Here is a 14801-nt window from a genome sequence, read left to right as displayed (position 1 = left end):
ATTAAGCTAAAAACTTAAACATAACTTAAAAAAATACCTGCAAAAATAGCCATTCCAACATAGTTATTATGTAAGAAAGCTTTAAAACAAGATTCTCTATCACGATTCACAATCAAACTTTGTTGATATACAAACAAGCCAGCTACAACTGTTAACCCAACAAAATACACCGTCGGCAATACTAATAACCAACCAAGAATACCAAGGCATAATAATGATGATAATTGCAGTAAACCAACAATCAACTTATCTTTATCACCAAACAAAATAGCTGTAGATTTGATGCCAATTTTTAAATCATCATCTCGATCTACCATCGCATACAAGGTGTCATAAGCGACTGTCCATAAAATATTGGCTACAAACAATAACCATGCATAGCTCGGTACTGTGTCTAACTGCGCAGCAAACCCCATCGGAATAGCCCAACCAAATGCCATCCCTAATACAACTTGAGGAAGATGAGTATAGCGCTTCATGAAGGGGTAGCTCGCAGCCAGCACAACTGCGACAAACGATAACATTATCGTCAGCGTATTCATGGTTAACACAAGTAGAAATGCTAATAGCGTGAGAGCAAAGAAAAATATCAATGCTGCACGACTTGAGATCCGCCCTGCTGCAAGTGGTCTATTTTCAGTGCGTTTTACATGTCCATCAACACGGCGGTCTGCAAAATCATTAATGACACAACCTGCTGCACGCATAAAAATAACGCCCAATGTAAATACAAGTAGAACATCTAATTTAGGCATTCCTTCAGCTGCAATCCATAATGCCCAAAGTGTTGGCCACATTAACAGTAAAGTACCAATCGGTTTATCCATACGAGTAAGCTGTATGTAATCTTTCATCTTTGATGTCATAATCGACATGTAGTTAACATCCTTCTATTATTTATATGCCAAAGCATCAGGTAAAAAAACTTCAGCAACAAGCAATGATTTTCCGCCTAATAAAAAACATGAACGACGACCAAATAAAGATGCTTTAGGCTCTGAAGAAAATAAATGAGACAGGGAATATATCTTACTCTGAGAATCAAACTCAGCAATTTCAATTTCACTACGCTGCATGTCTGGCGCGTTAAATAATACGCTACCGAGTGAACGATTACCCAATTTATCGAGTTCAGCGCCTGGTGCAGTCAGTGTATTTGACGGCATAACACTACGTGCAAAGACCCAAGCCGTACCATCAAGTTTCAGTAAAACTTCGCGTACAAAACCGATATTATCCGTTAGATTTAATTTTATTTTTTCGTCGTCGGACAGTGGATAATGACCCTCCGTTAATACTTCAACTGTAAACGTCTGGCAATATTGCTTCAACCTTGTCGTTAATGAACCAGTATCAACTAACCAATCATAAAGCCGCGTAGATAGAGTTTCTTCTAATATGGTTGGCCATCGCCATTTTGAATCGCACCCAATAGGGCCGCTTGATAATGTAGGTTCACACATCTGAGTATTATTTATATTATCTGACATATTATAAATTGCTTTTTTACAACGAAATCTGGCGTAATTATCTGCTATTCAGACCAAGATTGTAAGCAGGGACACAACTTGTTGACTGATTTATTTAATTAATCATTTGAAAGTGAGTATACTGACCATCAATCTAACTTCTTTCACGCCTCATTTAACTAAGGATACGGTCAATGAAAAAATTACTCTGGCTCTTATGCATGATAACAGCATCGCTCTCATCCGCAGCCGTATCAGCCAACGATAGTAATAAGCCCGTGTATATTTATTTTGGCTTAGAGCCTGATATTATTACGAACTATATCAGTGAAACGAACAAGATTGGTTTTATCAGTGTATCAATAGAATTTATGCTCGCAGATAATAAAAGCTTAGATGTAATAGAAAAACATGAACCGTTAATCAGAGATAAAATAATTTCATTATTAGGCCAACAATCACCACAGCATTTACGCTCTCTGACTGGTAGAGAAGAGGTCCGAAAGATGATTCAAAATGAAGTTAATAGTTTATTAAAGCAAGAAAGCGGTGAAGCGGTTATCGAGAATTTATTATTTACCAAATATTTATTAATGTAGTTATTACAATAAACAGTAACTGAACCAATACCACACTCATAAAAAAGGAGTTAGCCATTTAGCCAACTCCTTTATCAATTTAATTTGTTAACAACCCAGGTAAATGGCTAATTAACTTTTGATTGCGTTAATGATCGCAGTCGTTGAACAACCATCTTCAAACTGTAAAATATTAACTTTACCGCCATTCGCAAGCACTTGCTTATGACCAGCAATCTCTTCAACTTTATAATCGCCACCTTTCACTAATACATCAGGTAACAACTCTGTAATTAAACGCTCCGGAGTTTCTTCCGTAAATTCAACAACCCAATCAACAGCACCTAACGCTGCAAGTACTGTCATGCGACGGTCACAAGTATTAACCGGACGACCAGCACCTTTTAGGCCACGAACTGATGCATCAGAGTTAACAGCAAGGATTAAACGTTGTCCCAATTTACGTGCTGAGTTTAGATAAGAAACATGACCAGCATGAAGAATATCAAAACAGCCATTTGTCATGACAATATTCTCGCCACGTAATTTAGCTGATTTAACCGCGATCTTTAGTTGCTCTTCAGTCAGCACACCAAAGCCGCTTTCATGAGAGCCATACACTGAATTAGCTAATTCAATAGGGCTAACTGTCGAAGTACCAATTTTAGCAACAACAACACTTGCTCCTGCGTTTGCTAATGCACATGCTTGTTCCAATGAAGAACCTGCAGATACTGCAGCGGCTAACACAGAAATAACCGTATCACCGGCACCAGTTACATCATATACTTCTTGCGCTAGTGCAGGCAGATGGAATTCATCTTGCCCAGCTCGAATTAACGTCATGCCCTTTTCACTACGTGTAACCAATAACGCTTCGAAGTCGTGTTCAGCAATTAATTTTCGGCCTTTCTCAACCAAATCCTCTTCACTTTTACAATGACCAACGACCGCTTCAAATTCAGATAGATTTGGCGTTAATAATGTTGCACCACGGTACTTCTCAAAGTCACACCCTTTTGGATCAACAAAAACTTTCACACCCTGCTGTTTTGCAGCTTGGATCATCTGCTGAACTTCAACCAATGCGCCTTTATTGTAGTCTGACACGATCATGACTTTATGCGTCTGTAAACCAGTTGCAACTTTAGCTAATAATGGTTGATGATCGATACCTTCAAAACCATTTTCAAAATCTAAGCGAATAAGTTGCTGATTACGACTTAAAACACGTAATTTAGTAATCGTCGGATAATTATCAAGTTGCTGAAAATCACAACGAACATTAACAGCATCCATTTGATTCGTTAATGCCTGTGCAGCTTCATCCTTACCCGTTAAGCCTAGTAATGTTGAATTCGCACCAAGAGCCGCAATATTAAGCGCAACGTTTGCCGCCCCACCCGGACGCTCTTCAATATGTTCAACCTTAACCACCGGGACAGGTGCTTCAGGTGATATACGACTAGCATCACCATTCCAATAGCGATCTAACATTACATCGCCAACGACCAAAATACTTGCTTGAGTAAAATCAGGTAAAATGACTTCCATTATTCTCTCGATAATTTCTAATTAAAAGATTTAAATTTATGATCTAAAAATGCTTGGCCACACCCAACAACTAAACCAAGTACATGCGCCGCATTCGCCACATTAAGACCAAATAGTGGGAAAAACCCGAGTACTAACCACACCAACATAAAACCAATATACGGTTTTGGTAAACTAATACCTTGCTCTGGCGCTAACCAGCCAGTCCACCAAATATAACCGACTAAGGCATAAACTACACCCGATAAACCACCAAAATTGGGCCCAGATAATAAAAACTGACCAATATTAGGGATTAACGCAGCAACTAAAAACAACAGCAATAATTTCTTACTGCCCATTTTATTTTCAATCAAGCCACCAAGGTACCACCACCATAATAAATTAAATACTAGGTGTAAGACTGAAAAATGCATGATAGCAGGCGTAAACAAACGCCAAAATTCAGCCAGTGACGTAAAGCTCAAATCAAAAGGAAAGTGTAACGCCGCATAAATAAATTCATTTTGGGTCAGCATGCTAAAATACATGGCAGCAAATACAAGTAGGCTCAATGTAAAAATAACTAAAGTAACCTTACCCGCATGCATTAGAAAATTGGCAGCCATATTACCCGAAGTATAATTAAAATTTGCCGTACGCGTATCTGCAACATCCCAAGATGCTGCTTGGTACTTATCTTGATACGGGTTAGCTAAAAACAAATCTAATTCTTCTGATGCCATCTCAACATGTGTCATTGCAGGCAAACAAATAGCAAAACCTTCTTCAGTTTGAGCTACTTTTGCATCTATTTTTTTTACTGCTAAATAATCCACAAACGCTTGAGCCATACGCGGATTATTAATTACGCCTATTTCTATCATGCTATTACCTATTTTGTTACAAACGCATATTCTCTGCGCCACGCTTCAAAACCGCCATCCATGCTATATACATTTTCAAAACCTTGTTCCACGAGGTATTGTGCCGCGCCTTGGCTACTACGGCCATGATAGCAAACCACAACAACTGGCGTCTCAAAATCAGTTTCCTGCATAAACAGCCCTAAAGTTGAATCCGTTAAATGTAATGAATCTTCTATATGGGCATCTGTGAATGATTGTGGATCACGGATATCGACAATTTTAGCGCCAGTGCTATCACTGACTAATTGTTGAACTTCGTTAATTGAAATATGTCTAAATTGCATTGTTGAATTATCCTTACATATTCATAAAATATTGCATTATCTCTGAGCATAGTTAAAGCATAAAACTACTTTAACCCTTAGTGAGCCATACAGAAACTTATGATAAGATAATAACATATTAATCACTTAAGTACTCCGCCTCACAAAGAGCGTAAATAAAGAGAGAATTGAACATGATAGTAGTCACTGGTGGTGCAGGTTTTATTGGTAGTAACATAGTTAAATCACTTAATGAGAAAGGTAGAACAGATATCCTTGTTGTTGATGATCTTTCTGATGGCACTAAATTCGTTAATATTGTTGATCTCGATATTGCCGACTATTTAGATAAAGATGAATTCCGCTCACGTATTAACGCTGGTGATGATTTCGCTCTTTTAGGTGGTATTGATGCAATTTTCCATGAAGGCGCTATCTCTGCAACAACAGAGTGGGATGGTAAATTGATGATGGAAAATAATTATGAGTACTCTAAAGACCTTTTACATTATTGCTTAAAACGTAAGATCCCTTTCCTATATGCATCATCTGCTGCAACTTATGGCGGCCGTAATGCTAACTTCATTGAAAACCCTGAATTTGAAAAGCCATTAAACGTATATGGTTACTCAAAACTACAATTTGATAACTACGTTCGTCGTTTACTACCACAAGCACAATCACAAATTGTTGGTTTCCGTTATTTCAATGTATACGGTCCAAGAGAGCAACATAAAGGCTCTATGGCAAGTGTTGCATTCCACCTAAATACACAAATGAACAAAGGTGAAAATCCAAAATTATTTGCTGGTTGTGATGGCTATGGTGATGGCGGACAGATGCGTGATTTTGTTTATGTTGGTGATGTTTGTAAAGTTAACCTATGGTTCTTAGACAATCCGAATATATCAGGTATCTTTAATCTAGGTACAGGTCGCTCAGAACCTTTCCAAGCTGTAGCAGATGCTGCAATTAAGCATCACGGTAAAGGGACTTCTGAATATATTCCGTTCCCTGAACATTTGAAAGGTCGCTACCAGAGTTTCACTCAAGCTGATTTAACTAACTTACGCAAAGCTGGTTACAGCGATGAATTTAAAACTGTTGCTGAAGGTACTGCCGAATATTTAGAATGGTTAAATAATTAGTATGAAAATATTAGTGATCGGCCCGTCATGGGTCGGTGACATGGTAATGTCACAAAGTTTATACATATCTTTAAAACAGCAGTATCCAGACGCTATTATTGATGTAATGGCGCCAGACTGGTGCCGACCGCTATTATCTCGTATGCCAGAGGTAAATAAGGCAATAAAAATGCCGCTAGGTCACGGTGACTTTGAATTTTTCAAGCGTCGTGCGATAGGCAAGTCACTCGCGGCTGAGAATTATGATTGGGCAATTATTCAACCTAATTCTTATAAATCAGCGCTTATTCCTTGGTTTGCAGGTATTCCTAAACGCACCGCGTGGAAAGGAGAAAGTCGTTACGGGATTATCAATGATATCCGCACGAATAAAAAAGACTTTCCATTAATGGTAGAGCGTTACGACGCACTCGCTTATGCAAAGGAATTAATGTCTGATCACAAACAAATTCCTAATTTACCTAACCCTGTATTTAAAATAAACGTGAGTGATCAAGTTGACGCATTACAAAAAATGCAGCTGAATACCGAACGTAAAGTGCTAGCTTTGTCACCAGGCGCTGAATTTGGACCAACAAAAAAATGGCCAGCAGCATCCTATGCACAAGTCACAGAGCATATGATTCAATTGGGGTGGCAAGTCTGGATATTTGGTTCTAATAAAGATACTGCGGTTGGTGATGACATCATCGCTAAACTGTCTACTGAGAAAAAACAACATTGTCATAATTTAGCAGGCACAACATCGCTATCTGAAGCGATTGACTTAATGGCTTATGCAGAGAAAACAATTAGTAATGATTCAGGTCTAATGCACGTTGCAGCAGCTCTAGGTAATGAAGTAATTGGTGTTTATACCTCAACATCACCACTTTATACGCCACCGTTAACGGATAAAGCCACAGCGTTACAGGCAGACATAGAGTGTAGTCCTTGTTTCCAAAAACAATGTAAATATGGTCACTTGAACTGTTTAGAGAAAATTACTGCGGATATGGTTATTGATATTATAGATAACAGTAATAATTAAACTCATTTATACAAATAAAAAGCATTAGAACATAATGAAAAAACTACACTTTAAAAAAAATAATAAGCTTACATTTTATATAAAAAGCTTAGTTAGCACGGCAGTTCCTCGCGCTTTACATATTATTCGTAGAAATAAATCAATAAAAAATATCAATGCGAAGCAGGAAAATTATCTACATAGCCGAGTTGATTATTATTTAAAACACAAAACTGCTTTTTCTCTTTCAGAAAATGCAGTCCAAATTAAAGACTATAAACTCAAAGGTAATAGCGCTTATTTTTTTGACCTACAAAGAGTTCTGAATTCCTTCTCTTTAACGTTAAAGTTTAGCTATTTATTTGGCGATGTAATCACCATCGAAGATACTGCGACAATAGTAAAATCTAGGCCTATTGCGGATAATAATGAAAACTCAGTAATAATGAAGCTAGATAGTGTCAGACACTTTAACTTTATTAACGATAAGCTGTCTTTTTCAGAAAAATCAAATACCGCAGTATGGCGAGGTAAAGTGCATGAAAAGCATCAACTACACCGCGTTACTATGTTTAACGAACTTTACGAAAATAAATTTTGTGACATAGGAAAAACAAATAAAACAGGCTCTATTTCAAAGTGGGAAAAAAATGAGCTATCTATTGTAGAACAATTACAGCATAAATTTTTATTATGCGTAGAAGGTAATGATGTTGCAACTAACTTAAAATGGGCTATGTCATCAAACTCACTATGTATGATGTGTAAACCTGTTTATGAAACCTGGTTTATGGAAGGTAAATTAGAAGCTGGTGTACACTATGTTGAATTAAAAGATGATTATTCCAATTTTAACGAAAAGGTCGAATACTACATCGCACATCCAGATCAAGCTCAAAAAATTATAGATAATGCACATCAGCATGTCATGCAATTTAAAGATGAAAAACAAGAATTATTAATATCACAGTTAGTATTAGAAAAATATTTTAAATTATCGGGCCAATGTTAGAACGCCTATACCATATAACCAAGTATAGTTTACAATTATACTGAGCTAAAAAAGACGAGACGATGCTAAGCCGAACTCTTTACACCACATTACTTTATGCAACATCACCGTTAATATTTTCTTTATTATTAAAGACAAAGAAAGGTAAACCGCCCGTTGGTAATCGCTGGAAAGAGTTCGTTGGCATCTGTCCTGAATTAACTAATTCAAAAAAACCTATCTGGGTCCATGCTGTATCGGTAGGGGAAGTTATTGCTGCAACGCCCATTATTAACGCCTTACAGCAACACTACCCAGAGCTACCATTACTCATAACCACCACTACAAGTACGGGTGCAGAGCGTGTTGAAGCTTTATCTGGCAATATAGAACACAGATACTTCCCCGCCGATTATCCCTGTGCAATAAAACAATTCATTGCTCGTATGCAACCCTCGCTTTGTTTGATCATGGAAACAGAGCTATGGCCAAATATGCTGACGATTTGTGAGAATAAAAATATTCCTACAATTGTGGTTAATGCACGATTATCTGAAAAGTCACAACAAAAATATCAACGTTTTCAATCTTTGTTCTCAGCACCATTACAAAAAATAAACCATATATTATGCCAGGACGAAGACGATCAGCACCGTTTTAAAACATTGGGTTTAAACCCTGATAAGTTGTCTGTAACAGGCACAGTTAAATTTGATATTCAATTCTCTGATGACATCATTAATCAAGGATTATTGCTACGTCAACAACTTGGGCAACAACGCGCAGTCATAATAGCCTCAAGTACACATAAAGGTGAAGATGAAATCGTATTAGCTGCATTTGAAAAAGTAAAACTGCAACATGCTAACGCGCTATTAATACTCGTACCTCGCCACCCAGAGCGTTTTGACGATGTTACTGCTCTTTGCTCAGAGAAGTTCCCTTGCACCCTACGACGTAGTCACACACGCCTTACAGATGACCTAAGCAACACCGATATTTATGTCGGGGATAGTATGGGTGAAATGCCAATATTACTCGCCGCTAGTGATATTTGTTTTATGGGAGGAAGTTTAATTGGTGATAAAGTCGGTGGACATAATTTATTAGAACCAGCAGCATTATCTAAGCCGTGCATCACGGGACCCAGTTATTATAATTTCGCAGATGTAACAGCACAACTACTCAACAGTAATGGTGCCGCAGTTATAAATAATGAGATTGAATTAGCGAACAAGATAAATGAGTTAATATCACAACCTGACACTGCGATAGAAATGGGATTACAAGCCAAGCATGTTGTTGATAAAAATAAAGGCGCTTTAACAAGGATAATGCAAAAATTAACCGACTTAATTGATCAAATAATTGCGCCTACACAGTCTAAATAATCCAATGTATTTCAATAATCAATATGGTTTCTGCTCTCACTTTGTCGATAACAGAAATCATATTAAGGTTATTTACCGTTATTTAAAAACTTAACTATTTATTTCAGGCGTCACTGTATCCACATTTGCTAAACGTAAATAGTAATCACGCATATGCTGATAATCGACTAATGCTTTTTCTGTAAAATACGGTTTCATCATAAAGATTGACTTCAAAATACCGCGATAAATATCCGTCTTATATACTTTTGCATCTTTACTGATTGTTGTGCGATAACTAACCCAAGAAACAAGCACAACTTTAATTGAATTAGCTAATTCATCTAAATCTTCTATCGGTACGTTTACCACGTTATTTTTCTGTAAAGAGAATAATAAATCCACTTCTCGTTGTGCAGAAACCTCTTGAAACTTTAAATATTTTTTATGTAAGTTAGGATCACGAGATAACAAAATAGGCAGGCTGTAATAAAAAAATCGGAACCGCCACATCGTTTCAAACATAGAATCTAAATAACGCATCATCACTTCTAACGTCACCTCACCTTCTCGATGAGGCTGAAAGTTTTCAGCTAGATAATTCACATACTGCTCAAAAATAGAGTCAATAATGTCTTCTTTATTACGAAAATGATAATAAAGATTACCGGGGCTTATGCCTAAATGCGCGGCAATATGATTAGTGGTAATGTTACGTTCACCACATTCATTAAACAGCTCGAGTGCAGAATGAATGATCTTATCTCTAGTTTTCATTAAAACGACCGCTTTGATTTATACAATTGATTATTCCATACTCGCACACTTATGACTAAATGACACAGTGTAATGTCTAATTATTAGAATGTTAGCTCAATTATCATAACCCGCAAGCAACAAATCCCAATCAGATGACTGCCATTTAAATGCAGAGTCCTTATTTTTCTCTTTTACAAAGGAACGCTGTAAGCGTGCCAGATTCGCTTTTTTCCATGAGTCTGCCGCAGACTTAAATTTACAGCGGTCAAAGTCAATCAGCCACCACTTCCCATCACCATCTAAAATAATATTATGGGTATTCAAATCAGCATGCCATAACTCAACATCATGAAATCGTCTAATCATAGCGCCAATTTGCTTGTAATCATCGTTCGCTAAAGCGCGATCTTTAAGTACGGCAACTAAATCGTTTGCGCCCTCAATTTTTTGAGTAATTAAATCCGCTTGATAAAAAAGCCCTTTTTTAATAACCTGACCTGCAATCGGTTTTGGCGCAGGCAAACCTTTATCGATTAATTTTTGAGTGACAACAAATTCTTGATAAGCCCGTGTACTTTCAAGGCCTGTATAGAAATATGCATCTTTAATTAATTTACCAATCAAACCACCGCGGTGGTAATGTCTTAATACAAATTCATCATGATTTATTTTAAAAAACCATGTAATACCACGACCAAATGCCGAACCAATAATGGCATTATTACGTTGCCAATATGCACCGTCAAAGTATTCAGGCGTGATCTCGTCTTTTAATTCATCCTGAAAAAATAGAACCCGCGTGTCTTGTGTTTCTATTAACATGTATTCTCCAAAAAAAACTTCGCCGATAAATTTTACATTACCTCAAACGATTTGCATAATAGCCTTTTACATTCAACAACTAGAAATGATGAATATGACCCCTCCACAGAGTATCTGTATTTTACGTTTTTCCGCTATTGGCGATGTTTGCCATGCTGTCGCAGCAGTCCAAGCAATTCAACGTCACTACCCTTTAGCAAAGATAACCTGGATTATAGGTAAAGTAGAAGCCATGCTAGTCGGGGATATCCCAAATGTTGAATTCATTATTCTTGATAAAAAAGCAGGATTTAACGGCTACCTATCATTATATAAGCAATTAAATCATCGAAAATTTGATGTATTACTTAATATGCAAGTGTCACTAAGAGCTAATATTAGTAGCTTATGTATCAGAGCAAAACAACGTTGGGGCTTTGATAAATACAGAGCAAGAGAAGGCCAATGGTTAGTGAGTAATCGACAAATACCAGCTCAAGATAAACCTCATGTACTAGATGGCTTTATGGCATTTGCCGAAGCGATTGGCGTTCCAAAGCAAGAGCCGACATGGAATATACCAATTAGTAGAGAAGATAGCTTATGGGCGTTATCACAGATAAGCCATACTCAGAAAAATTTTATTATTTGCCCAGCAGCAAGTAAGGCAAGTAAAAACTGGACAGCCATAGGTTATGCAGAAGTAGCAGATTATATGGAAAAACAAAATTTCCAAGTCAGTATTTGCGGAGGACACTCAGATATAGAAAAAGAGCTCACCGCTGAAATTATAAAATTAAGTAATGCGAATATTAATAATTTAGTGGCAAAGACAACACTAAAACAACTGCTAGCTATCATAAAAAATGCAGATTTAGTACTTGCTCCTGATACAGGTCCTACTCATATGAGCACAACGGTAGGGACGCCGGTTGTTGGACTTTATGCTTTGCATAATCCAGGGAGAACAGGTCCTTATAATAACCTTGATGATGTCGTTGAGGTATATACTAAACATATGCCAAACGCTAACTGGGGAACTAAATCAAAAGATAAAGAACTAATGCTAAAAATAACGGTAGAACAGGTAAAAAACAAATTAAACCCACTTATAGATAGAATCACAAAATGCTGAATTTAAAAAAAGAACAATTATTAAATTATTGTGCCTTTATAGTCCCAATTACAATGATGATGACAAGTGCCACAATTTCATTAAGTATTGCGATAATGTTTTTCATGTCCTTATATTTATGGAAAACACAAGACGATAATACGTTCAAGTCAAACGATCTAAAATATTTATGTTTTCTTTATATCGCTGTTTTTATATTAACAATACCGCACGTCATTATGGATGATTTCAAGGCTAATGCTCTCGATACACCATCTCGCTATCTCTTAGCGGCTGGTGTTGTATATGGTTTCAGACATTATCAAGTTAAATTTGAGACATTTCTAAAGGGTTGTATTGTTGGTTCCTTTATAGGCTTTTTAATCTATATAGTTTATGGCGATATGTATCTTCATAGCTATAGGTTAGATTTTAAAGGCGGTATGGGGATATTGCATATCGCTTATATTTCATTAGCTATATTTTCTATTACACTTGTTGGTAGTAAATATTTTTTCAATAAGAAAATGTACACTTTATCTTTACTAAGTATAGTGGGTGCTATTTTCACTAGTTATATAATATTACGAACTGGTACTCGAGGAGCATTTGTCGGTTTAATTATATTACCTCTGCTGTTCGTAGTATTAGCAACAGAATTTAAAAAAATAAAAAAAAGCCATATGATAATTACTTTCATCTTATTATTTTCCTCTATCTTTATTATATTTAAGCAACTCCAAAATACTGATTCAGCAATGTCTAAGTCTTATATGGTGAAAAGAATGCTCGGTGAAAAAGATATTCTCAACTATACACCGGGTACAGGTGAAACGTCATTAACCATTCGCTTCGAAATTTGGAGAAGTTCAGTCTATCAATTTATGGACAGTCCTATTTTTGGTCTTGGCTATAAAGAAAGAAAAGTATTTCATAATAACTTAATAAAAGAAGGCATAATTGAAGACTGGGTGTGGTCGCGTAATGGCGAAATATCAGGTCACAATGAAATTTTCAATATTATAGGCACTAAAGGCTTGGTAGGTCTTTCATTTATCCTAGCCTTATATCTATTACCTTTAAGATTTTTTTATCGTCGATTAAAAAATACTAATGAGCAACAATTTATAGCTATGGCAGGTATCATGCTAATCGTCAGTTTCATGATTACAGGGTTAACAGAAGCACCTCTAATGAAACATAAAACCGCCGTATTATATAGCTTATTTATATTCATACTCTACCGAGCTTGTCTAACTCTAGATACAAACAGAAAGGATATATCAGAAAATGCATAGTGTAAGCGTAGTCTTAACCAGTTGTGATCGATTTGATTTACTTGAACTCACACTTGAAAGTTTCTTTGAGTTTAATACTTATGCGATTAAACAGTTCATTATCATCGAAGATAGTCCTTACATTGATAAGTTAAAAGACTGTCTAAATAAGTTTGATTATGATTTCACTGTAATTTGGAACAACCCAAGGTTAGGTCAACTAAAATCGATTGATAAGGCTTATTCTGAAGTCACTTCTGACTATATTTTCCATTGTGAAGATGACTGGAAATTTCATAAAAAAGGGTTTATAGAGGCTTGCTTAACCCCTCTTATCAGTAATGATAAAATACTTAACGTATGGCTAAGACATCGAAGTGAACTTAAAGATTCATTATTTGGTGAAAGTGAAGTAACTGTATCAGATACTTCTTATTATCTTGTTAACGATGAGATATTTAGTTTTAATCCGACCATTATCAGAATGAGTGATTATAAAAAAGTAATGCCTTATTTTAACTTTACTAAAACTATGGAGCCAGGTTTGTCTAACTTCTTCATGGAACAAGGATACTTTTCCATTCTAGTAAAAGATGGGTTTGTTGAACACGAAGGTTGGCATCGACATGTACTGAACGAAGAAAAAAAGCATCGTTCTAACATGTCTCATAAATTTCATAATATAAGTAAGAAATATAAATCAAAAGTATATAAATTTTTTAAACTAAAACATTTTAAAAAATAGATACTTCTTTTAATCCATCTTTGCATTCTATTAACTTTAGTTCACTTGCTTCCTGTAAAAGTAAATCATTTTCAGGAAGCATCGTCCGTTCATTTTCTGGATGGTAAAGATGGAAAGCACACCCTCCTAGTTTTAAATTTTTTCGCTTAATACCTAAATTATAGAGTCTGCAAACAAGTTCGCTATCTTCTCTTCCCCAACCTATAAATTTATTATTAAAGCCATTAACCTTTTCTAGGTCAGTTTTCCAAAACGCTATATTACAAGTTTTAATACCCCGCATAGAAAAAGACTGACTACGATACAGAGGAGTCAATAAAGGTAAATGTATTGCATTAAATCTATTTTTTATTCCTTTCGAAAAAAAACTAATTTTTTTATTTCTTAAAACTTTTTTACTCTCTTCTTTATCCAATATTACTCTAGAACCTTGTACAAAAAAACCATCTTCAGCGAATTTATGATGAGATAATAAAAACCCCTGATGTAAAACCATATCACCATCAATCATTACGATATAATCACTACTCGCTTTAGATATAGCTAAGTTCCGACTTCTAGCTGCACGAAAACCATCATCTTCCTGCCAGCTATGAAGTAAAGTTACTGGTAGTTTCTTCTGCCACTCTTCAATTAATAAACGAGTCTCATCTGTAGAACCATCATCAGCAATAATAACCTCATGAGGTAACTCAGTTTGTTTAGAAACACTGTCTAAGACTCTACCCAAAGCTTCAGGCCAATTATATGTCGTAATTATTAGTGATATTTTCATTATGAGCTCAACTTCAAAGTCCAGTGATAAGTTTATAATT

Annotated in this window: 16 protein-coding genes; 8 read left to right on the top strand and 8 right to left on the bottom strand. The window is 36.0% G+C overall.

Translation table 11 applies throughout. The annotated features are described in order from the left end of the window. Positions 1-14: 14 nt before the first annotated feature. Positions 15-875: a 4-hydroxybenzoate octaprenyltransferase gene (ubiA, locus tag HWV00_RS00900; RefSeq protein WP_211684302.1), complete on the bottom strand. Its 861-nt coding sequence runs from the start codon at positions 873-875 to the stop codon at positions 15-17. A gap of 18 nt (positions 876-893) precedes the next feature. Then, on the bottom strand, positions 894-1490 hold the full coding sequence (locus HWV00_RS00895; protein ID WP_211684301.1) for a chorismate lyase: 597 nt from the start codon (positions 1488-1490) through the stop codon (positions 894-896). Positions 1491-1663: 173 nt separating this feature from the next. Here HWV00_RS00895 and HWV00_RS00890 point away from each other — a divergent pair, with 173 nt between their 5' ends. After that, positions 1664-2068, top strand: coding sequence for a flagellar basal body-associated FliL family protein (locus tag HWV00_RS00890; RefSeq protein WP_211684300.1), 405 nt, complete (start codon positions 1664-1666; stop codon positions 2066-2068). A gap of 111 nt (positions 2069-2179) precedes the next feature. Here HWV00_RS00890 and hldE read toward each other — a convergent pair whose 3' ends face one another. From hldE to glpE, 3 genes are read right to left on the bottom strand one after another with little or no spacing between them, the layout of a single operon-like run. Continuing rightward, positions 2180-3601, bottom strand: a complete 1422-nt coding sequence (gene hldE / locus HWV00_RS00885) for a bifunctional D-glycero-beta-D-manno-heptose-7-phosphate kinase/D-glycero-beta-D-manno-heptose 1-phosphate adenylyltransferase HldE (RefSeq protein ID WP_211684299.1) — start codon at positions 3599-3601, stop codon at positions 2180-2182. Positions 3602-3618: 17 nt separating this feature from the next. Further along, positions 3619-4467, bottom strand: coding sequence for a rhomboid family intramembrane serine protease GlpG (gene glpG / locus HWV00_RS00880; RefSeq protein ID WP_211684298.1), 849 nt, complete (start codon positions 4465-4467; stop codon positions 3619-3621). Positions 4468-4475: 8 nt separating this feature from the next. Further along, positions 4476-4793, bottom strand: a complete 318-nt coding sequence (gene glpE / locus HWV00_RS00875) for a thiosulfate sulfurtransferase GlpE (protein WP_211684297.1) — start codon at positions 4791-4793, stop codon at positions 4476-4478. A 173-nt stretch (positions 4794-4966) separates the two neighbouring features. Here glpE and rfaD point away from each other — a divergent pair, with 173 nt between their 5' ends. The 4 genes from rfaD (at position 4967) to waaA (ending at position 9311) form a co-directional block, all read left to right on the top strand. Beyond that, complete coding sequence (gene rfaD, locus HWV00_RS00870; protein WP_211684296.1) at positions 4967-5920, top strand: ADP-glyceromanno-heptose 6-epimerase; 954 nt, start codon at positions 4967-4969, stop codon at positions 5918-5920. 1 nt (position 5921) lies between these two features. Beyond that, the gene (gene waaF / locus HWV00_RS00865; protein ID WP_211684295.1) at positions 5922-6950 is read left to right on the top strand and encodes a lipopolysaccharide heptosyltransferase II; all 1029 of its coding nucleotides are present in this window, start codon (positions 5922-5924) and stop codon (positions 6948-6950) included. A gap of 34 nt (positions 6951-6984) precedes the next feature. Next, positions 6985-7941 (top strand): glycosyl transferase family 90, encoded by a 957-nt coding sequence (locus tag HWV00_RS00860; RefSeq protein ID WP_211684294.1) that lies wholly within the window; start codon positions 6985-6987, stop codon positions 7939-7941. A gap of 62 nt (positions 7942-8003) precedes the next feature. Continuing rightward, positions 8004-9311, top strand: coding sequence for a lipid IV(A) 3-deoxy-D-manno-octulosonic acid transferase (gene waaA, locus HWV00_RS00855; protein WP_211684293.1), 1308 nt, complete (start codon positions 8004-8006; stop codon positions 9309-9311). A gap of 90 nt (positions 9312-9401) precedes the next feature. Here waaA and HWV00_RS00850 read toward each other — a convergent pair whose 3' ends face one another. Beyond that, the gene (locus tag HWV00_RS00850; RefSeq protein ID WP_211684292.1) at positions 9402-10067 is read right to left on the bottom strand and encodes a TetR/AcrR family transcriptional regulator; all 666 of its coding nucleotides are present in this window, start codon (positions 10065-10067) and stop codon (positions 9402-9404) included. Positions 10068-10163: 96 nt separating this feature from the next. Beyond that, on the bottom strand, positions 10164-10871 hold the full coding sequence (locus HWV00_RS00845) for a 3-deoxy-D-manno-octulosonic acid kinase (RefSeq protein ID WP_211684291.1): 708 nt from the start codon (positions 10869-10871) through the stop codon (positions 10164-10166). A 94-nt stretch (positions 10872-10965) separates the two neighbouring features. Between HWV00_RS00845 and HWV00_RS00840 the strand changes: the two genes are divergently transcribed. From HWV00_RS00840 to HWV00_RS00830, 3 genes are read left to right on the top strand one after another with little or no spacing between them, the layout of a single operon-like run. Further along, the gene (locus HWV00_RS00840) at positions 10966-11985 is read left to right on the top strand and encodes a glycosyltransferase family 9 protein (RefSeq protein WP_370630473.1); all 1020 of its coding nucleotides are present in this window, start codon (positions 10966-10968) and stop codon (positions 11983-11985) included. Further along, positions 11979-13262 (top strand): O-antigen ligase, encoded by a 1284-nt coding sequence (locus tag HWV00_RS00835; RefSeq protein WP_211684290.1) that lies wholly within the window; start codon positions 11979-11981, stop codon positions 13260-13262. Before HWV00_RS00840 ends, HWV00_RS00835 begins: the two co-directional genes overlap by 7 nt. Continuing rightward, on the top strand, positions 13255-13986 hold the full coding sequence (locus HWV00_RS00830) for a glycosyltransferase (protein WP_211684289.1): 732 nt from the start codon (positions 13255-13257) through the stop codon (positions 13984-13986). The genes HWV00_RS00835 and HWV00_RS00830 overlap by 8 nt, the downstream gene beginning before the upstream one ends. On the opposite strand, the gene HWV00_RS00825 is transcribed toward HWV00_RS00830, so the two are convergent. Continuing rightward, positions 13976-14761, bottom strand: a complete 786-nt coding sequence (locus HWV00_RS00825) for a glycosyltransferase family 2 protein (RefSeq protein ID WP_211684288.1) — start codon at positions 14759-14761, stop codon at positions 13976-13978. The two genes, HWV00_RS00830 and HWV00_RS00825, sit on opposite strands and share 11 nt — an antisense overlap. Positions 14762-14801: the final 40 nt, after the last annotated feature.

This window comes from Moritella sp. 24 (genome assembly GCF_018219155.1).
Classification (GTDB): Bacteria; Pseudomonadota; Gammaproteobacteria; order Enterobacterales; family Moritellaceae; genus Moritella.
Note: the sequence above shows the minus strand (reverse complement) of the source record. Positions and strands in the feature narration are given on the sequence as shown.

Excerpts from the sequence above, each read along its gene's own strand:
- waaF (WP_211684295.1), top strand. The coding sequence starts at position 5,922 with ATGAAAATATTAGTGATCGGCCCGTCATGGGTCGGTGACATGGTAATG.
- HWV00_RS00830 (WP_211684289.1), top strand. The coding sequence starts at position 13,255 with ATGCATAGTGTAAGCGTAGTCTTAACCAGTTGTGATCGATTTGATTTA.
- ubiA (WP_211684302.1), bottom strand. The coding sequence starts at position 875 with ATGTCGATTATGACATCAAAGATGAAAGATTACATACAGCTTACTCGT.
- HWV00_RS00895 (WP_211684301.1), bottom strand. The coding sequence starts at position 1,490 with ATGTCAGATAATATAAATAATACTCAGATGTGTGAACCTACATTATCA.
- HWV00_RS00825 (WP_211684288.1), bottom strand. The coding sequence starts at position 14,761 with ATGAAAATATCACTAATAATTACGACATATAATTGGCCTGAAGCTTTG.
- HWV00_RS00860 (WP_211684294.1), top strand. The coding sequence starts at position 6,985 with ATGAAAAAACTACACTTTAAAAAAAATAATAAGCTTACATTTTATATA.
- HWV00_RS00835 (WP_211684290.1), top strand. The coding sequence starts at position 11,979 with ATGCTGAATTTAAAAAAAGAACAATTATTAAATTATTGTGCCTTTATA.
- hldE (WP_211684299.1), bottom strand. The coding sequence starts at position 3,601 with ATGGAAGTCATTTTACCTGATTTTACTCAAGCAAGTATTTTGGTCGTT.
- HWV00_RS00840 (WP_370630473.1), top strand. The coding sequence starts at position 10,966 with ATGACCCCTCCACAGAGTATCTGTATTTTACGTTTTTCCGCTATTGGC.
- waaA (WP_211684293.1), top strand. The coding sequence starts at position 8,004 with ATGCTAAGCCGAACTCTTTACACCACATTACTTTATGCAACATCACCG.
- HWV00_RS00850 (WP_211684292.1), bottom strand. The coding sequence starts at position 10,067 with ATGAAAACTAGAGATAAGATCATTCATTCTGCACTCGAGCTGTTTAAT.
- HWV00_RS00890 (WP_211684300.1), top strand. The coding sequence starts at position 1,664 with ATGAAAAAATTACTCTGGCTCTTATGCATGATAACAGCATCGCTCTCA.
- glpG (WP_211684298.1), bottom strand. The coding sequence starts at position 4,467 with ATGATAGAAATAGGCGTAATTAATAATCCGCGTATGGCTCAAGCGTTT.
- rfaD (WP_211684296.1), top strand. The coding sequence starts at position 4,967 with ATGATAGTAGTCACTGGTGGTGCAGGTTTTATTGGTAGTAACATAGTT.
- glpE (WP_211684297.1), bottom strand. The coding sequence starts at position 4,793 with ATGCAATTTAGACATATTTCAATTAACGAAGTTCAACAATTAGTCAGT.
- HWV00_RS00845 (WP_211684291.1), bottom strand. The coding sequence starts at position 10,871 with ATGTTAATAGAAACACAAGACACGCGGGTTCTATTTTTTCAGGATGAA.